Genomic DNA, 16296 nt, shown 5'->3' with positions numbered 1-16296 from the left:
TCCGGCGGTCCGACGATTGTCTCCTCCGAACCGGGCCCGGTGGGCCGGAATTCCTACGACCGATCGCCCGCGGGCGCCGGTCGCCCCGGACCCACGGCGCGGTGATACGGGGAATCAGCGCTCCTGCTGCGCCAGGGCGCGGCGGGCTTCCTCGTGGAGTACATCGAGCAGTTCCTGTTCGAGCACCACGAACTCGGGAGCCGTGAGTATCGACAACTCTCGCGGCCGCGGCAGATCCACCCGGACCTCGTGGCGCACGGTGGCCGGCCGCGCCGACAGCACGATCACCCGATCCGAAAGGTATACGGCCTCACGGATATCGTGGGTGATCATCAGCACCATCCACCGGTATCGCTGCCGCACATCTTGTAACCAGGTCTGCATCTCGGTGCGCGTCAACGAATCGAGTGCGCCGAAAGGTTCGTCCAGCAACAGCAGTTCGCGCTCCTGGACGACGGTTCGTAGCAGCGCCGCCCGCTGCCGCATACCGCCGGACAGCTGAGCGGGACGGGCGTCCTCGAAGCCGGACAGCCCGAAGACGGGGAACAGTTCGCGGGCCCGGCGCCGGGCCTCCGGCTTCGGTACGCCGTGGACCAGCAACCCCAGGATGGTGTTGTCGAGCACCGTGCGCCAGGGAAACAACAGATCCTTCTGCGGCATATAGGCACAGTGCGATGCCGCCGGCTCGCCGCCGGGCGTACCGAAATGGATACAGCCCGAATCGGGGGACTCCAGACCGGCCAGCATGTTGAAGAGCGTGCTCTTACCGCAGCCGCTCGGGCCGATGACGGAAACGAACTCACCGGGCTCCGCCGTGAACGACACCCCGCCCAGGACCTGCCGGTCCGGCTGCCGCCCGGGCCGTGGGAACGATTTGGTGAGGGAATCGACGATGATCCGGTTGCCACGCATGTCAGGCACGCCGGCCCCTGTTCTCCGCGCGTGACCACGGTGCCATCACCCGTTCGATCGCGAAGGTCAGCAGGTACAGCGTGATACTGAGCAGGGCGGTCACCAGGACCGCCGCCAGTACCAGATCGGTGCGGAACGAGTTCTTCTGCAGGCTCATATAGATGCCGAGCCCCTCGCTGGCGCCGACGTACTCGGCGAAAACGGCCCCGACGACCGCGTAGGTGATACCGATCCGCAACGCCGTGAAGAACCGCGGCACCGCGGACGGCAACCGCACATACCGGAACACCTGGACCCGTGATGCCCCCATACTGCGCAGTAGCGCTCCGGCCTCCCGGTCGGCCGCGGCGAACCCCTCCATCAGCCCGATCACCATCGGGAAGAAGGTGACGAGTGCGACGACGAGGACTTTCGGCAGCAGCCCGAAACCGAACCAGATGATCATCAACGGAGCGATCGCGATGATCGGCACGGTCTGGGAGGCCACGAACAGCGGGACGAACGCGCGGCGCAGCCAGGGCGAGAAATCGACCACGACGGCCAGTAGCCAGGCCGAGCTCAGCGAGACCGCGAAACCGATCAGGGTCACCTGCAGGGTGGCGGCGGCGTGGGTCCCGATCTCCTCGCGATGTGCCCACCCCTGCTCCACGACACGTACGGGGGACGGCAGGACCTGCGGGCGCACCCCGCTGAGCGTCACGTAGAGCTGCCAGAGGACGACGAGTACCCCCACCGTCACGACGGCGGGTATCGCCCAGCCGATACCCGCCGAGCGGCCGGAGGTGGCCGGAGACGGCCCGAGCGGAACGCCGCGCGCGGTATCGCTAGGAGGCGGCGAGGTAGTCATTGGTGAAATAGCTCGACCAGTCGGGTTCCTCGGTCAACGGGGCACCGTCGGGACCGGTCAGCAGACCCTTGTCGTAGAGGAAACCGGAATTGGCCGCCCACTGCTCCAGGGTCTGGGTTCCCACCCGGCCGTCGGGCCCCTTCATGAACTGCTCGGCCAGCATGCGCTGGCTCTCGAAGACCAGGTTCTCGTCGGTGAACGCGCCCGGATTCGCGTCGAGGAGATCCTGGGCGGCCGCATCCGGATCGTCTGCGGCGAACTGGTATCCACGCTGTAGGGCTCGGACGAATGCGCGGGCGCGGTCGGGGTTGGCGGTCAGCCAGTCGGCGTTGGCGTCGATCACGATGGCGTACGCGTCCGGGAAGCCGAAATCGGTGTACCGGAAGTACTTCATCGGGGTGCCGTGATGTTCGGCCTCGATCCCCTCCCATGCCAGGTAGGAGACGGTGAAATCGGCTCGGCCCGAGTAGACGGCCTCGTACGCCGAGGTGCCCAGGGTGACCGTGGTGAAATCGCCGGTGCCGCCGTCGTTGCGGATCACCTGCTGGAGTGCCTCCACCTCGCCGGGATCGCCGAACCCGGCATAGGTTTTACCGTCCAGGTCTTTCGGCCGGGTGATATCGGCGCGGTCGGCCTTCACTCCGATTCCCGTCGCCCGGTGCTGCAGGGGGGCGAGCACGGACAGCGTATGCGCGCCCGAGGCCCGTGCGAAGGTCGACGAATTATGGGTGCTGATACCGAATTCGGCGTTCCCGGCGTCGATGACCGTATCGACGGCGGTGTTGTTGTACGGCAGGATCCGCACGTCCAGGCCGGCCTCGGCGAAGTAGCCGCGCTGCTGCGCCACGAACAGACCGGAGTGGTTGGTGTTCGGGGTCCAGTCCAGCGCGAACCGAATGGTCCGCTCGTCACCGGACCCGGCGGTGCAGGCGGTGAGCGCGGACAGCGCCGCCACGGCCGCTACAGCCACGGCGAGGGCGCGGCGCAGGCGGCCGTTCACGACGCGGGCCACGGCTGCGGATGCAGGGCGGTATCCCAGAACATCAGCTCGTACCGGGTGGCGACGGCGAACGCCGTGGCCATCGCCTCCCGCTCCCGGTCGCTCGCGGTCGCGGCCGCCGCGTCGACGAAGGACCGGGCCGTGGCCGCGGACTCCTGGAACTCCGCGGCTCCGTAGGTGGACACCCATTGCGCGTAGGGGTGGCGGGGGTCGGCCGCGAGAACCTCGGCCGCGCTCGCGGCCAGGCCACGACCCACTTCGGCGTAGATCCAGAAGCACGGCAGCGCGGCCGCCGCGCCCACGGCGTACGACTCGGTCGCGGCGGTCGCGATCAGATAGGAGACATAGCCCAGACATGCCGCCGAAGGCTCCGGCACGGTTTCTGGTGCGGGGAGCCGGTCGTCGCCGAGCAGATCGTTGTGCAGGGCCGATTCGACCGCCACCGCGGTGGCGGCCGAGCCCGCCCAGAACTGCGCTGCCTGCGCGTCGGGCGATTTCGCCGAGAGCAGGGCCAGCACTTTCGAATAACCGGCGAGGTACAGCGAATCCTGCTCCACGTAGGTGCGGAACACCTCGAGCGGCAGGGTTCCGTCGCCGAGACGGCGCAGGAATTCGAGTTCATCGATGGCGTCGCGCAGGGTTTTCGTCCGATCCCAGAGGTACTCGGTGAATCTGCCGGTTTCGGTTGTGTGCGCGCGTGCGGTCAAGACATTCCTTCGTCAGCATTACCTGGACAGGTTCTCGGGTCTGTTCTCAGCCCCGCTCGCGCGGAGCACCCCGTGTCAGAACGCCTCCGACCATAGCAGCGGTACGCCCTGCGCGGGGAGACAGGTTCCGGCCGATGATCTTGACTCGAGTGCGCCAGGCCCGCCACGTGACATTGCCGCGACCGTTTCGTAATCTAACAGTGATCTTTCCCCCGAGCGTCAACGAGTGGTTCCCGATATGCCTGGTCGACATCGCAAACCGATCCGAGCCGGAAGGCTCACGCCCCTGGCCGGATGCGCGGTCGCGGCGACGGCTGTGATCGGCCTGTGGATCCCCACCCGGCCCGGCACCCCGGCGCACACCGCCGCGGCGGTCGATTCCCCGGCGGTACCCGCCGCGGGCACGGACACGGTCCCGGCGACCGCGCCGGCGACAACGCGGCCGCCGGAACCGGTGGCCGCGGTAGATCGCCCGCAACAGCCGGCCAGGTACGCGAAACGGCACGCACCACTCCCGCCCCCGCCACCGCCTCCCCCGCCACCACCTCCCCCGATCATGTGTTCGACGGAGCTCGCCGGGGCCCGGCCACACGTGGCGCAGGTGGGCAACCTGGTCGACCAGACGTTCGGGGTCGCCGATATCGGTGGCGCCAACGGGCGCTACGACGGCGATCACGGCGCCGGGCTCGCCCTCGATTTCATGACACCCGATCCCGCACGCGGTGATGCGATCGCCGACTACGTGCTGGCCAACCAGCAGCGCTTCGGCGTCACCTATGTGATCTGGCAGCAGCGCTACAACGACGGCAGCGGCTGGTCGTACATGGAAGACCGGGGGAGCCCCACCGCCAACCACTACGACCACGTACACGTCTCGTTCGACTCGGCCGCCGATGTGGACGTGACCTGCTGAATTCGCCACCCCGCATCGGTGCGGGTCCGGCGGCCGGCTTCCCACCCCGGGAAATCGGCACCTCGCGTGTATGGCATGATGGTCGTCGAGACCGGGCTGATCACAGTGACCTGCCTGGCTCATCTACAGAATTGAAGTATCAAAGCATGGCGCAAGGCAGCGTGAAGTGGTTCAACGGCGAGAAGGGCTTCGGCTTCATCGCCCAGGACGGAGGCGGTCCCGACGTCTTCGTGCATTACTCCGCCATCGGCGGTTCGGGTTTCAAGACCCTCGATGAGGGTCAGCGTGTGGAGTTCGAGATCGGCCAGGGCCAGAAGGGTCCGCAGGCACAGGACGTCCGCGCTATCTGATCCGCGCGAATTCCGAGGCTCCGCACCGTTCGGGTGCGGGGCCTTTTTCGTCGATAGGCGATGCACCCGCCAACAAGGAAATACCGGAACCTTCCCGCTTACCCGGCTGATCGGCTGTGCCGGTGAGCGGATGTCATACCGGCGCGAACGGCGGCCGGCCGAGCCGGCGATTGGTGACCCGCAGTTGCCGTTCGGTACTCGTGGCCAGCGCATGGACTCGGGTGGATGTCAACCGGCCGCACAACCGGTCCCAGTGCAGCGCGACCACCTCTCCCGGTACCGCGTCGGGCACCGCGGAAAACCCCTCCGCCCCTCTCGGAACCCGCCGCGGCTCCGGTGTGCCCAGACGTAATCGGTGCCCGTCGAATTCCAGCCGCGAACACTCGACCACGAGATGATCGTCTGCTCGCGACCGGACCGTGCCCCAGGTGATCCGGCAATTGTCGAGCACGTCCACGGGATGGTCCCCGCCCCGGCCGAGCAGACGGGTCCAGGGGTAGATACCGAAAACGTGGAAGCAGTGATTCGCCGCCGCTTCCTCGACCAGCGAAGCATCGGTGAGATATTTCCAATAGTGCCCCGCGGCCGGACCGATCACCGCCAGCAGCTCGGCGACGAAAGCCGCCGGATCCAACCGCGCACCGATACCGCCGCCGATCCAGTACGACTCCACCAGGCGGTGGTCCAGTGGATCGGCGATACCGGTCAACCGGGACATCACCAGCAGATAAGGCCACGCCCCGGTGAAACTGCGCGCTACGGCCCGCACCTCCTCGGGCGACCCGCCACGCAGCGCCGTCGCTTCCGGCGGACCGCAGTACCCGAGCCGATTGGGCGCGTAGGCGAACCGGGCGAACATCTCCGCTCCCCGGGCCACCGCGTCGCGGGTGCTCACGGATCCACCGGCAGCGCGCGCTGCCACCGGCGTTCGACATCGCCGAAACGCCAGACCGCTACGGCGATCGCCCAGGTGAGTACGAACAACCCGACGATGATGAAGCCCATCGCACCGAGGTCCAGGGCGCCGATCCAGGCCAGGGGTCCCGTGGTGACGTCCAGTTTCTCGGTCGTGATCGAAATGATCTCCTGGGCGCCGATCAACAGGGCCACCGCGACCGACAGTCCGGTCACCACGAGGTTGTAGTAGATCTTGCGCACCGGACCGGCGAACGCCCAGCCGTAGGCGTAGTTCATGAAGGTCCCGTCCAGCGCGTCGAACAGCGACATACCCGCCGAGAACAGAACGGGCAGAACCAGAATCGCGTACCACGGTAGATCGGTGGCCGCCGCACCGCCCGCGATGACCAGCAGGCCCACCTCGGTAACGGTGTCGAAGCCGAGCCCGAACAGCAATCCGACCGGATACATGTGCCAGGGTTTGCGGACGGCACGCATCAGTGGACCGAACACCCGGTTCAGCACACCGCGATCGTCGAGGCGGCGTTCCAGTTCGGCCTCGTCGTAACGGCCCTGCCGCATCTCGCGGAAAACCCGCCATATCCCGATCAGCGACACCAGGTTCAGCAAACCGATGAGGATCAGGAAGGTGCCCGAAACACCGGTACCGAAAACACCGGTCCACTGCTGTAGTCGTGAGTTCTCGTCCTCGAGGTTGGCCGCGAGAGCTTTCACACCGGCCGCCAGCAGGGCGACGAGCACGAAGACGATGGTGGAGTGGCCGAGGGAGAACCAGAAACCGACCGATATCGGTTTCCGGTTCTCGGCCACGAGTTTGCGGGTCGTATTGTCGATGGCGGCGATATGGTCGGCATCGAACGCATGCCGCACCCCGAAGGTGTAGGCGGTGATACCGAGGCCGACGCCGAACACCGCACCGTCCACGAGATAGCCACCGGGAACCACGAGTAGCAGCAGTATCGCGAATCCGGTGACGTGCAGCGCCACGATCGCGGAACCCATTCCCGTGATACCGCGTCGCTGCGCCGGATCCAGATCCGACCATCCGTCCCGCACGGCCGCCGCCGATATCCGCACTGTCGCACCTCGTTTCTTCCCGTGCGGCGGACCGGCCGGCCCACCGCGTCAACAGATTCGCGGTAACTGCTCCCCGGCGGGCAGATCGACTACTCGGGTACCGCCGAGCGCGGTACGCGCCACCACCATTCCCGGATGCTCCTCCACGCAGACACCGATCACCGCCGCACGGGCACCCAGCGGATGCGCGCGCATCGCCTCCAGGACCCGATCCGCATCCTCGGGGGGTACGAAGGCGATCAGTTTGCCCTCGTTGGCGACATACATCGGATCGAGACCGAGGAGCCCGCAGGCATCGCGGACCGCGGCGGGCACCGGTAGCGCCGTCTCGTCCAGCGACACCCCGATCCGGGCGGTGCGGGCGATCTCGTTCAGGGTGGCGGCCACCCCGCCGCGGGTCGGATCGCGCAGGGTGTGCACCTCCGCCCCGGTGGCCAGCATCGCGGCCACCAGGCCGTTCAGCGGTGCGGTATCGCTGAGCACCGTGGTCCCGAATTCCAGGCCCTCGCGGCAGCTCATCACCGCGATACCGTGGACGCCGATATCGCCACTGATCAGCACCTTGTCACCCGGTCGCGCACGCTGGGGCCGGATATCCACGCCCTCGTCGACAACGCCGATACCCGTGGTGTTGACGAATATTCCGTCACCGTGCCCCGCGTCGACCACCTTGGTGTCACCGGTCACCAGGGTCACTCCCGCGGCCGATGCCGCGGTACCGACCGCTTCGGCGACACCGGCGATCTCGGACAGGGCGGTGCCCTCCTCGAGGATGAACGCGGTGGACAGCACCAGGGGGCGGGCCCCGGCCATGGCCAGATCGTTGACGGTGCCGTTCACGGCGAGTTCGCCGATCGAACCGCCCGGGAAGACGAGCGGTTTCACGACGAAGGAGTCGGTGGAGAACGCGAGCCGGGTCTCGCCGACGGTCAGTACGGCGGAATCCCCCATACCCGCGTCGGCCGCGGGCCCGAAGGCCGGTAGGAACAGATGCTCGATCAGTTCCCCCGACATCGCCCCGCCGCCGCCGTGACCCATCACGATATTCGGCGAATCACGCAGCGGCATCGGGCAGACCCACCCGTCCACATCGATCGTCGCCGGCCCGGTGGTGTTCAGGTCCTCACGCATGGGCCACCTCCGCGGGCTGGTCGAGGCGGCGGTAGAGGTAGTAGGCGGCGCACGCGCCCTCCGAGGAGACCATGGTGGCGCCCAGCGGGTTGCGCGGGGTGCACTGGGTGCCGAACGCGGCGCATTCGTTGGGTTTGATCAGCCCCTGCAGCACCTCTCCCGACCGGCAGACCGCCGATTCGGCGGTGCGCAACTCGCCGACGGAGAAGCGATATTCGGCGTCGTAGTCGCGGTAACGCGAGGAGAGCCGCCATCCGCTGTCCGGTATCACTCCGATACCGCGCCAGGCCCGGTCGGTGACCTCGAAGACATCGGCCAGCATGGCCTTGGCGGCCGGGTTGCCCGCATCCGATACCGCCCGCGGATAGGCGTTCTCCACTTCGTGGCGGCCCGACTCCAGTTGCGCCACCGTGCGGCGGATACCTTCGAGGATGTCCAGCGGTTCGAAACCGGTGACCACCATGGGCACCCGGTACCGCTGCGCCAGTGGGGGATACTCCTGTGTGCCCATCACCGTGCACACATGCCCGGCCAGCAGGAAAGCCTGCACCCGGCACTGCGGCGACTCCATGATGGCGGCGATCGCCGGGGGTACCAGGACATGCGAGACCAGCAGCGAGAAATTCTCGATCCCGAGCCGCTGGGCCTGGTAGACGGTCATCGCATTGGCGGGGGCGGTGGTCTCGAAACCGATACCGAAGAAGACGACCTGCCGATCCGGATTGGCCCTGGCCAATTGCAGGGCGTCCAGAGGCGAATAGACCACTCGCACGTCTCCGCCTTCGCTCTTGACGTGGAACAGGTCCTTCTTGCTGCCCGGGACCCGGAGCATATCGCCGAACGAGCAGAAGATCACCCCCGGTCGCGCGGCGATATCGAGCGCCTTGTCGATCACTTCGAGCGGAGTGACACATACCGGGCAACCCGGGCCGTGGATCATTTCGATCCGGTCCGGCAGCAATTGGTCGATCCCGTGCCGGATGATCGAATGTGTCTGCCCGCCACACACTTCCATGATGGACCAGCGCCGGTCGGTGGTGGCCCGGATTCGTTCGAGAAGACCCTTGGCCAGCTCCGGGTTGCTGAATTCGTCGAGATACTTCATGACTCCTCCTCCGGGTCGCGCTGCCGCGCCGTGTCCGGGTTCTTCTCCCCCGCCTGTGCCGCCGCGACGGCGAAACCGTCCGCGAACTCCTCCTTCAGCACCCCGAGATGTTCGAATTCGGCCAGGGTCTCGAGCGCGGATTTCTCGTCCAGGCGCTGGATGGCGAATCCGACGTGCACGACGACGTAGTCGCCGATCGCCGCGTCCGGGATGTACTGCAGGCATACGTCCTTGTGCACGCCCCCGAAGTCGACGACCGACATCAGGGTGCCGTCGCGCTCCTCGAGACTGAGCACCTTTCCGGGAACCGCAAGGCACATGATCGTTCCTCCTTCTCCGCTCAGCCCGCGGCGGTCGCGAGCACCTGCCCGAATGCGAGGCCACCGTCGTTGGGTGGCAGTCTGCGATGCGTGAGAACGGTGAATCCGTTGTCGCGCAGAAGTTTTCGCGCGTAGGACAGCAGCAGCGCGTTCTGGAACACCCCGCCCGAGAGCGCGACGAACCGGTGCGGCGCCGTGTACACCACGGCCGCTTCGAGCACCAATCGGGCGAGAGCGGCGTGGAAGCGGGCGCCGATCACCGCCGCCGGTACCCCGGCCAGTGCATCGGCGACGACCGCGGCGATCACCGGGGCGGGGTCCACGAGCGCCGGGTCCGTACCGGTGTCCACTGTGAACCGGTACGAGGTGTCGGCGAGGTCTCCACGCCGGGAGAACCCTTCGAGTTCGATGGCCGCCTGCGCCTCGTAGTCGACGACGTGCCGTACCCCGGCCAGCGACGAAACCGCGTCGAACAATCGGCCCATACTGGAGGTGGGAGCACATCCCAGTCCGGTGCCGAACTGGTGCTCGAGAACCGACCGTTCCGCGGGCGGGCAGGCCTGAACCGAGGCGATCGCCGGCGACCAGTCGATACCGGCTGCCCACAGATGCGCCAGGGCCATCCGGTACGGCCGGTGCACCGAGGCGTCACCCCCGGCCAGCGGCACATATTTCAGATGGGCCAGCCGCCGGTATCCCTTGTATCCGGCGGCGAGGATCTCCCCGCCCCACACCGCACCGTCGGGGCCGAATCCGGTGCCGTCGAACGCGATTCCCAGCACGGTATCGGTGACACCGAGCCCGTGCTCGCCCATGACGGCGGCGATATGCGCGTGGTGGTGCTGGACGGTGCGTACCGGACGGTCACCGGCATGCCGGTGGGCCCACTCGGTGGACCGGTAACCCGGATGTGTATCCGCGACGAGCTGAGTGGGACGCACCCCGGTCAGCTCCTCGAGGTGCTGTTCGGTGGCACCGAAGGCGCGTAGCGTCGCCAGATCGTCCATATCGCCGATGTGCTGACTCAACCAGGCGTAGCGGCCGTCGGCGAGGGCACAGACGTTCTTCAGATCGGCGCCCACGGCCAGCGTCGGCGGTATCGGCGCCGGCAGCGCGAGCGGCAGCGGCGCGTATCCGCGTGAGCGGCGCACCGGGGATTCGGCACCGTCGACCAGCCGCACCACCGAATCGTCACAGGGCACCAGGATGCGGCGGTCGTGCCACAACCACCCGTCGGCGAGGCCGGCGAGGCGCTCGCGCGCGTCCGCGTCGTCGTAGCAGATCGGTTCGCTGCTGCGGTTACCCGAGGTCATCACCAGTACCTCCGGCCCCGGCGGGTCGCCGGGCAGGCCGAACAGCAGGATGTGCAGCGGGGTATAGGCCAGCATCACGCCCAGGTCCGGATTGTCCGGCGCGACGGACTCGGCCAGCGGTCTGCCCCCGCGGGCGAGCAGCACGATGGGGCGCTGCGGCCCGGTCAGCAGTCCGGCGGCCGGCGGATCGACCACCGCGATCTCCCGGGCGATCGACAATTCCGGCACCATCACGGCGAAAGGTTTGCCACCCCGCCGTTTACGGCGGCGCAACTCGGCGACCGCGGTCTCGTCGGCCGCGTCACAGGCCAGGTGGTAGCCCCCGATCCCCTTCACCGCCAGGATCCCGCCCGACCGCAGCAGCGCACGCGCCGCGGCGAGCGGTTCACCACCGCCCGGTCCGGTGTAGTACAGGCGGGGGCCACAGTCGGGGCAGGCGATGGGCTGCGCGTGGAAACGGCGGTCGGCGGGGTCGTGGTACTCCCGGGCGCACCGGTCGCACATGGGGAAATCCGCCATGGAAGTCCGGGCCCGGTCGTAGGGTAATCCGGCGATGATGGTGAACCGGGGCCCGCAGTTGGTGCAGTTCACGAACGGGTGCCGGTGGCGTCTGCCGGAAGGGTCGCGCAGTTCGGCGTCGCACGCGGCGCAGATGGCGATATCCGGCGAAGCGAAGGTGCGGCCCTCACCCCGGGTGGTATCGGCGATATGGAAGCCGGTCCCACCCTGGACCGGGATCTCCGAGCACTCCACCGATTCGAGCACCGCCAGCGGCGGCGGTGAGAACCGCAGGCGGCGTTCGAACTCCGCCAGGTCCGCGGGCGTCCCCTCGGTTTCGATGAAAACACCGCTGCTGTCGTTGGACACCCGCCCGCTCAGGGAGAGCTCGGCCGCGGTGGTGTAGACGAACGGCCGGAAGCCGACGCCCTGCACCACACCGCGCACCACGAACCGCCGGCGCGCCCGGCCCGCCGTCACGGCCCGTCACCTCGCCCGAGCATCCGCAACCCGGCGAGTGCCGCGGCCGCGCCGGGTTCGTCGGTTTTCTCCACCACGAACCCCATATGGATGATCACCCAATCGCCGGGTCGCGCCGGATCGTCCTCGAGCAGGCCGATATTGACCCGCCGTTGCTTTCCGGACACCTCCACCAGCGCGATCTGGCCGTGGTAGCCGTCCGGTATCTCGACGACCCGGCCGGGAATCCCGAGGCACATCGTCACACCTCCTGCTGGACCTCGAGCAGATCGGCCACCACACGGCCCACCGCGGCCGCCGCGGGGTCCACCGCGGCAGCGACCGGGTCGGACAGTCCGATCCGCTCGTCCACCGACTCCACCTGACAGCCGACGACCACGGTCGGCGGCAGCGCCCCACCCAGGGCCCGGACACTCGCGAAGACGGCGGCCGGATCCATGGCATGCGCGTCCAGTCCCACGGTCGCGGCGGCGCCGGGTCGGACCCGCGACACTTCGATCTGTCCCGGCGCTCCCCGATCGGGCAGCGCGTCGACCAGCACCAGCGCCTCCCACCCGTCGAGCAGGTCGTAGGCCAGGTGCATACCGCGGATGCCGTAGTCCACCGCACGCACACCCGGACCGAGGCCCGCCGGTAACCGCCGCATCACCTCGGGCCCGAACCCGTCGTCACCGAGGAAGATATTGCCGATCCCGGCGACCAGCACCGTGCCCGTCGGCTCATCCCTTCTCTTCGGTCGGCGATGTCGCCCCGCCGACATTCGCGCCGCCGACCGTGCCGGTCGCCGTCTCCTCCGGTTCGTTCGCGGTCGGTTTGCGTTCCTCGTAGGGCGGGGTCTCCCGCTCACCACCGGGGATCTCCTCGGAAGTGAACTCGGCCGTCCGCTCGGCATCGGTGCCGTGGGCGGAGGTCGTCTCCTCGTGTCCGATATCGCCCGGTTCGCGGTCGGTAGGTCCCGCGGCCACGGTATCGGCGCCGGTATCGCGCGCACCCGGTTCGCCGCGCGCCTCCTGCGGTTCTTCGTGTCGGTCCCGCATGATTGCTCCTTCCGGTCCGCCGCTACATCTGCCGGATCTTCAGGTACCGCCGGAGATCCGGTACCGACCGCACCCCGAGGTACAGTCCGGCCGCCGCCAGCACGGCCACCACCGCTGTCGCGATCACTCCCACCGTTTCCATCACGGGCTTCCTTTCACTTCTCGGGTCCGTCGAGGGGCTCGAGTTCGTCGGGTGCGAAATAGAGGTAGCGGCCGAACCATTCGTGCAGTTCGGCCGCGGGATCGTCTTCCAGGACGACCCCGAGGTGCGCCCGGCCGTCCACGTCCTCGTGTACCGAGACCACCCGGGCGGTCCGGCCGTCGACGAACAGGTCCTGGGCGTCGGCACGCCGCGCCGGACGCAACCGGACCCGGCTGCCCCTGCGCACCAGCACACCGGCCACCGGCACCGCGTCGGTATCGGGGCGCACGGCACTGTCGGCCGCCGGATCCCACCAATCGGTTCCGGGAGGAACCTCGGGTATCGGCCGCGGCCGGCCGGGATACGGATCCCGCAACACACCGTGCAGCCGTCGCAGGGCCTCCGGTGATATCGCATCGCAGCGGTCGATGATCTCGCCCGCGTGTGGGTCGGTCGCCCGCGCCTGTGCCTTCTCCTCGTCGGTCATGGTCATCACCCGCAGCGTGAGGATTTCGTCGATCTCGGTGGCATCGAAGAGCGCTGTCCCGCTCTGTTCCGCGATTTCCGGATGGTCGTAGAGGATGATCGGGGAGATCAGCAGCAGACTGTGGTCGCCGGGTGGGCCGGCGAGTACCGGGAAGCAGCGGTGCCGGCGACAACGACGCACCGCGGCCGCCGCGGCGGTGGGCGGGTCCAGCAGGGAGACGAATCGCCCACCACTGATCTCCACGATGAGATGGGCCCCGATCAGGGAGCGGGCGATGGCGTCCTGCCTGCCGGTCGCGGCTTCGCCCACATTGCGGACCTCGGCCGCGAGCCGCAGGTACCGGCCGTCCCGCTCGGCCGAGAGTTCGAGTTCACCCGCCAGTTCCTGCCGCGTCCGCACCAGCGCGCCGGTCACCTGTCCCGCATCACCGGCGATCTCCTCGATATCGGTGCCGCCGGGAACCGGGAGCGCGCGCGTCAGGTTCGCGGGCGCCACCGGGCCTACTCCGATCTCCCGCGCGACGGCTTCGTCCCAGGACAGCCACGACCGCCCTCCGGCGGCCAGTTCGGCGCACGGTACACCGGCACCGTCCAGCACCTGACGATGCTGGAGCTGGAGGAAGCGGACCGTCCACGTCAGCATGGGGTCCGTATCCGGCTCCACCACGAACTCGGCCGACAGGGACGACTCTTCACCGAGCCCGGCCGCAGCCGCTCCCACCGGCCCCAGTACGCCGAATTGCCAGCGCGACCGGTTCTTACCCGCGTTCGCCCGATAGGGGTAGAGCAGGTAGCCCTCGTAGAGCACCGCGTCGGCGACGGCGCGGGCCCGGGCCGGCGGTCCGGTGGTCATGTCGGTTCCCCGGCGCGGGCCAGCAAACGGGTCACCGTGTCGTCGAAGCCGAGCAGCCCGTGATCGGATTTGTAGGCCCGCAGGGCCTCGAGGGTATCGCGGTGCAGGCGCAGCCAGCCGGTGTTCGGGAAATGCGCCGCCATCAGGTCCTGCCATACCGAGACCGGCATATCGAACCGGTCCTCCCGGTCCCAGGGGATCTGCTGGATCGCGAAGCCGCCACTGCCCTTGATGAAAACCGTGCCGCTGAACAGGAAAACCAGGGGCACCGTGCCGCCGCGTAGGGCATGCAGATACTTCGAGCCGGTCACTTCGAGGTCGTAGGTGCACGGCATCGGCAGATCCACCTCGGCGCCGCCGGAGAAACCGGGAATCATGGTGGCGCAGTGCATCCAGAGGAACGACCGCTGGGTCTCCCGCCAACGCTCCCGGGCGCCGAACAGATCGGCCAGGCCCGCCCCCTCCTCGTCGGTGTAGTGGCGGCGCGAGGGTTGTATCCGTACCTGCGCGCGCAGCGCGATCGCATGCACGGGTTCCTCGGCGAGAGCCGCGATACCGATCCGCGCGGTCAGGATCGGCGCGACCGCGTACGGCTCCGGTGCGATCCCGAGAACCGCGAAGGTCGTCGAGTGAACGGGGCTCATACCGCACCACCCGGCCGTGCCCGCGCCGAGACCGCGGCGAAGAACTCGTCCAGATAACGCCGCACCTCCTGGCCCCCGTCGAAACCCCGCCACAACAGCCGTATGCGGCCGGCGAACTCGTAGCAGGCGTCGATCGGCAGCAGCAGACAACTCGCGGCCGCGGTCCCCCGTTCGGGAACCCGGATCAGCAGGGCTTCGACATCGGGGACCAGGGTGTCCAATTCCGGATGACGCCGCAGGATGGTGTTCCACCGCGCCAACGGCAGTTCCGATTCGGTCGCGCCCGCCGGACCCGGATACAGCGCCACGGTCCGGCCCAGCGCGGAGTTGCGGAAGAAGAAGACCAGCCCTACCGGTATGTCCAAGGCGTCCCATTCCTCCTGGCCGATCGTGAACTCGGGGAAGGCGAGATAGCGGTCGGGCACCGCCCGGTAGCGCAGGGCCGCTTCCCGGTCCACGAACAGCAGGTAGCAGCCGCGGCATACACACATCAGCTGCCGGCCTTCGACGTTCACGACGTGCTGATGTTCTTCGGCGATGGGATCGGCGCACATCTCGCACCGTTCGCCCACCCGCGGGGCGGGCGGGCGCTCGGCGGTGATCCGCCGCAGCGCTCGGAACGGGGTGCTCACCCGTGCACCCCCACCGGTACCGCCACCGCAGGTTCACCGGAACGCACGAGAACCGGAAGCGGATCGAGGTGACCGTCGCCGTCGATTCGCGCCCCGGCCGCGACGATATCGAAATGCGCCCGGCAGGTCGGGCAGCGCAGCACCACGTCACCGGCCGGGCGACCCGGCCGCCGGTGCAGTGCGGCCCCCGCCAGCGAATGCGCGCAGACCGGGCACAGATCCCGGTAGGCGAACAGTTGCTCACCCACCCGGCAGGCCAGCACGGTGAGTCCGGCGACGGCGAACCCGCCCACCTCCCCGGGAAGCAACTCGGCCAATTCGGGGACCGCGACCCAGCTACCGGTCCCGGGACCGTTCGCACGCACCCGCGAGAACAGCGAGTCGGCGGAGATCGGCCCGGCCGGCTCCGTAGGCGCGGTGACGACCTCGATGGCCTCGATCTCCGGTGCCGCCGTACGCACCGCGTCCTGTACGGCCAGCTCCAATGTCACCGACGAGGACGGGCAGCTGCGGCAACTCCCGGCCAGCTCCAGGCGGACCACGCCGTCGACGATCTCGACCAGTTCCACATCGCCGCCGTGCGAACCGAGGTAGGGGCGCACGCTCTCCAGCGCCGCCTGGACCCGAGTCTCCACATCGTGGGGGTGCAGCCCGTGGACGAGCAGCAGACTCGCGACGAGATCGTCCCGGACCAGCCGTTCGAGAGTTCCAGTGTCCAGTAACGCGACCATCCGGGCCAATCCCGCGCCGTACAGTTCGACGACCTCGCGAACCAGCTGTTCGGCGCGTTCGCGGGCCACCGCACCGCCTGCCGAACTCGCCTCCAGCAGTGTCTCTATCCGATCGCCCGCCTCTCGCCATCGGTTCTCGTCGGATATCGCATCGGGCTGTTGTGCTGGGCGAACCTCCACTGCCACCCTCCCGTCACCGG

General features: G+C 68.4%; 20 protein-coding genes. 2 read left to right on the top strand and 18 right to left on the bottom strand.

From position 1 onward, the window contains the following. Window positions 1–114: 114 nt before the first annotated feature. The 4 genes from ACYR7D_RS19750 to ACYR7D_RS19735 are packed head-to-tail and all read right to left on the bottom strand — an operon-like array spanning window position 115 to window position 3466. On the bottom strand, window positions 115–912 hold the full coding sequence (locus ACYR7D_RS19750; protein ID WP_459550220.1) for an ABC transporter ATP-binding protein: 798 nt from the start codon (window positions 910–912) through the stop codon (window positions 115–117). Window position 913: 1 nt separating this feature from the next. Then, a complete protein-coding gene (locus ACYR7D_RS19745) occupies window positions 914–1759 on the bottom strand; it encodes an ABC transporter permease (protein WP_459546008.1) in 846 nt (281 codons plus the stop codon). Beyond that, window positions 1737–2771: an ABC transporter substrate-binding protein gene (locus tag ACYR7D_RS19740; RefSeq protein ID WP_459546007.1), complete on the bottom strand. Its 1035-nt coding sequence runs from the start codon at window positions 2769–2771 to the stop codon at window positions 1737–1739. Before ACYR7D_RS19740 ends, ACYR7D_RS19745 begins: the two co-directional genes overlap by 23 nt. Beyond that, on the bottom strand, window positions 2756–3466 hold the full coding sequence (locus ACYR7D_RS19735; RefSeq protein ID WP_459546006.1) for a TenA family protein: 711 nt from the start codon (window positions 3464–3466) through the stop codon (window positions 2756–2758). The genes ACYR7D_RS19740 and ACYR7D_RS19735 overlap by 16 nt, the downstream gene beginning before the upstream one ends. Before the next feature lie 556 nt (window positions 3467–4022). On the opposite strand from ACYR7D_RS19735, the gene ACYR7D_RS19730 reads away from it, so the two are divergent. Both ACYR7D_RS19730 and ACYR7D_RS19725 read left to right on the top strand, forming a co-directional pair. Then, entirely contained in the window at window positions 4023–4379 is a 357-nt protein-coding gene (locus ACYR7D_RS19730) for a hypothetical protein (RefSeq protein WP_459546005.1), read from the top strand. A 146-nt stretch (window positions 4380–4525) separates the two neighbouring features. Next, entirely contained in the window at window positions 4526–4729 is a 204-nt protein-coding gene (locus tag ACYR7D_RS19725; RefSeq protein ID WP_011209970.1) for a cold-shock protein, read from the top strand. A gap of 133 nt (window positions 4730–4862) precedes the next feature. Here the strand turns inward: ACYR7D_RS19725 and ACYR7D_RS19720 are convergent, their stop codons facing one another. From ACYR7D_RS19720 to ACYR7D_RS19655, 14 genes are all read right to left on the bottom strand, one after another. Then, on the bottom strand, window positions 4863–5624 hold the full coding sequence (locus tag ACYR7D_RS19720) for a DUF6390 family protein (protein ID WP_459546004.1): 762 nt from the start codon (window positions 5622–5624) through the stop codon (window positions 4863–4865). Further along, complete coding sequence (gene nicT / locus ACYR7D_RS19715) at window positions 5621–6682, bottom strand: Nickel transporter NicT (protein ID WP_459550219.1); 1062 nt, start codon at window positions 6680–6682, stop codon at window positions 5621–5623. Before nicT ends, ACYR7D_RS19720 begins: the two co-directional genes overlap by 4 nt. A 90-nt stretch (window positions 6683–6772) precedes the next feature. After that, window positions 6773–7855, bottom strand: a complete 1083-nt coding sequence (gene hypE / locus ACYR7D_RS19710) for a hydrogenase expression/formation protein HypE (RefSeq protein WP_459546003.1) — start codon at window positions 7853–7855, stop codon at window positions 6773–6775. Beyond that, a complete protein-coding gene (hypD, locus tag ACYR7D_RS19705; RefSeq protein ID WP_459546002.1) occupies window positions 7848–8960 on the bottom strand; it encodes a hydrogenase formation protein HypD in 1113 nt (370 codons plus the stop codon). The genes hypE and hypD overlap by 8 nt, the downstream gene beginning before the upstream one ends. Continuing rightward, on the bottom strand, window positions 8957–9280 hold the full coding sequence (locus tag ACYR7D_RS19700) for a HypC/HybG/HupF family hydrogenase formation chaperone (protein WP_459546001.1): 324 nt from the start codon (window positions 9278–9280) through the stop codon (window positions 8957–8959). The genes hypD and ACYR7D_RS19700 overlap by 4 nt, the downstream gene beginning before the upstream one ends. A 20-nt stretch (window positions 9281–9300) precedes the next feature. After that, on the bottom strand, window positions 9301–11571 hold the full coding sequence (hypF, locus tag ACYR7D_RS19695) for a carbamoyltransferase HypF (protein WP_459546000.1): 2271 nt from the start codon (window positions 11569–11571) through the stop codon (window positions 9301–9303). Next, entirely contained in the window at window positions 11568–11810 is a 243-nt protein-coding gene (locus ACYR7D_RS19690) for a HypC/HybG/HupF family hydrogenase formation chaperone (protein WP_459550218.1), read from the bottom strand. The genes hypF and ACYR7D_RS19690 overlap by 4 nt, the downstream gene beginning before the upstream one ends. Before the next feature lie 2 nt (window positions 11811–11812). Further along, complete coding sequence (locus ACYR7D_RS19685; protein WP_459545999.1) at window positions 11813–12331, bottom strand: hydrogenase maturation protease; 519 nt, start codon at window positions 12329–12331, stop codon at window positions 11813–11815. Further along, on the bottom strand, window positions 12291–12608 hold the full coding sequence (locus tag ACYR7D_RS19680; RefSeq protein ID WP_459545998.1) for a hypothetical protein: 318 nt from the start codon (window positions 12606–12608) through the stop codon (window positions 12291–12293). The genes ACYR7D_RS19685 and ACYR7D_RS19680 overlap by 41 nt, the downstream gene beginning before the upstream one ends. 22 nt (window positions 12609–12630) lie before the next feature. Then, the gene (locus ACYR7D_RS19675; protein WP_459545997.1) at window positions 12631–12750 is read right to left on the bottom strand and encodes a DUF6893 family small protein; all 120 of its coding nucleotides are present in this window, start codon (window positions 12748–12750) and stop codon (window positions 12631–12633) included. A gap of 13 nt (window positions 12751–12763) precedes the next feature. After that, window positions 12764–14089 carry a hypothetical protein gene (locus ACYR7D_RS19670; protein WP_459545996.1) on the bottom strand — a complete coding sequence of 442 codons (1326 nt, stop codon included), beginning with the start codon at window positions 14087–14089 and terminating at the stop codon, window positions 12764–12766. Next, window positions 14086–14733: a DUF6084 family protein gene (locus ACYR7D_RS19665; RefSeq protein ID WP_459545995.1), complete on the bottom strand. Its 648-nt coding sequence runs from the start codon at window positions 14731–14733 to the stop codon at window positions 14086–14088. The genes ACYR7D_RS19670 and ACYR7D_RS19665 overlap by 4 nt, the downstream gene beginning before the upstream one ends. Further along, on the bottom strand, window positions 14730–15365 hold the full coding sequence (locus tag ACYR7D_RS19660) for a DUF5947 family protein (protein ID WP_459545994.1): 636 nt from the start codon (window positions 15363–15365) through the stop codon (window positions 14730–14732). The genes ACYR7D_RS19665 and ACYR7D_RS19660 overlap by 4 nt, the downstream gene beginning before the upstream one ends. Further along, the gene (locus ACYR7D_RS19655) at window positions 15362–16282 is read right to left on the bottom strand and encodes a NifU family protein (RefSeq protein WP_459545993.1); all 921 of its coding nucleotides are present in this window, start codon (window positions 16280–16282) and stop codon (window positions 15362–15364) included. The genes ACYR7D_RS19660 and ACYR7D_RS19655 overlap by 4 nt, the downstream gene beginning before the upstream one ends. Window positions 16283–16296 lie beyond the last annotated feature (14 nt).

The organism is Nocardia sp. X0981 (assembly GCF_977089955.1).
Note: the sequence above shows the minus strand (reverse complement) of the source record. Positions and strands in the feature narration are given on the sequence as shown.

Coding starts and splice junctions, on each gene's coding strand:
- ACYR7D_RS19750 (WP_459550220.1), bottom strand. CDS start 912: ATGCGTGGCAACCGGATCATCGTCGATTCCCTCACCAAATCGTTCCCA.
- ACYR7D_RS19745 (WP_459546008.1), bottom strand. CDS start 1,759: ATGACTACCTCGCCGCCTCCTAGCGATACCGCGCGCGGCGTTCCGCTC.
- ACYR7D_RS19730 (WP_459546005.1), top strand. CDS start 4,023: ATGTGTTCGACGGAGCTCGCCGGGGCCCGGCCACACGTGGCGCAGGTG.
- ACYR7D_RS19725 (WP_011209970.1), top strand. CDS start 4,526: ATGGCGCAAGGCAGCGTGAAGTGGTTCAACGGCGAGAAGGGCTTCGGC.
- hypE (WP_459546003.1), bottom strand. CDS start 7,855: ATGCGTGAGGACCTGAACACCACCGGGCCGGCGACGATCGATGTGGAC.
- hypD (WP_459546002.1), bottom strand. CDS start 8,960: ATGAAGTATCTCGACGAATTCAGCAACCCGGAGCTGGCCAAGGGTCTT.
- ACYR7D_RS19700 (WP_459546001.1), bottom strand. CDS start 9,280: ATGTGCCTTGCGGTTCCCGGAAAGGTGCTCAGTCTCGAGGAGCGCGAC.
- ACYR7D_RS19690 (WP_459550218.1), bottom strand. CDS start 11,810: ATGTGCCTCGGGATTCCCGGCCGGGTCGTCGAGATACCGGACGGCTAC.
- ACYR7D_RS19685 (WP_459545999.1), bottom strand. CDS start 12,331: ATGTCGGCGGGGCGACATCGCCGACCGAAGAGAAGGGATGAGCCGACG.
- ACYR7D_RS19680 (WP_459545998.1), bottom strand. CDS start 12,608: ATGCGGGACCGACACGAAGAACCGCAGGAGGCGCGCGGCGAACCGGGT.
- ACYR7D_RS19675 (WP_459545997.1), bottom strand. CDS start 12,750: ATGGAAACGGTGGGAGTGATCGCGACAGCGGTGGTGGCCGTGCTGGCG.
- ACYR7D_RS19670 (WP_459545996.1), bottom strand. CDS start 14,089: ATGACCACCGGACCGCCGGCCCGGGCCCGCGCCGTCGCCGACGCGGTG.
- ACYR7D_RS19665 (WP_459545995.1), bottom strand. CDS start 14,733: ATGAGCCCCGTTCACTCGACGACCTTCGCGGTTCTCGGGATCGCACCG.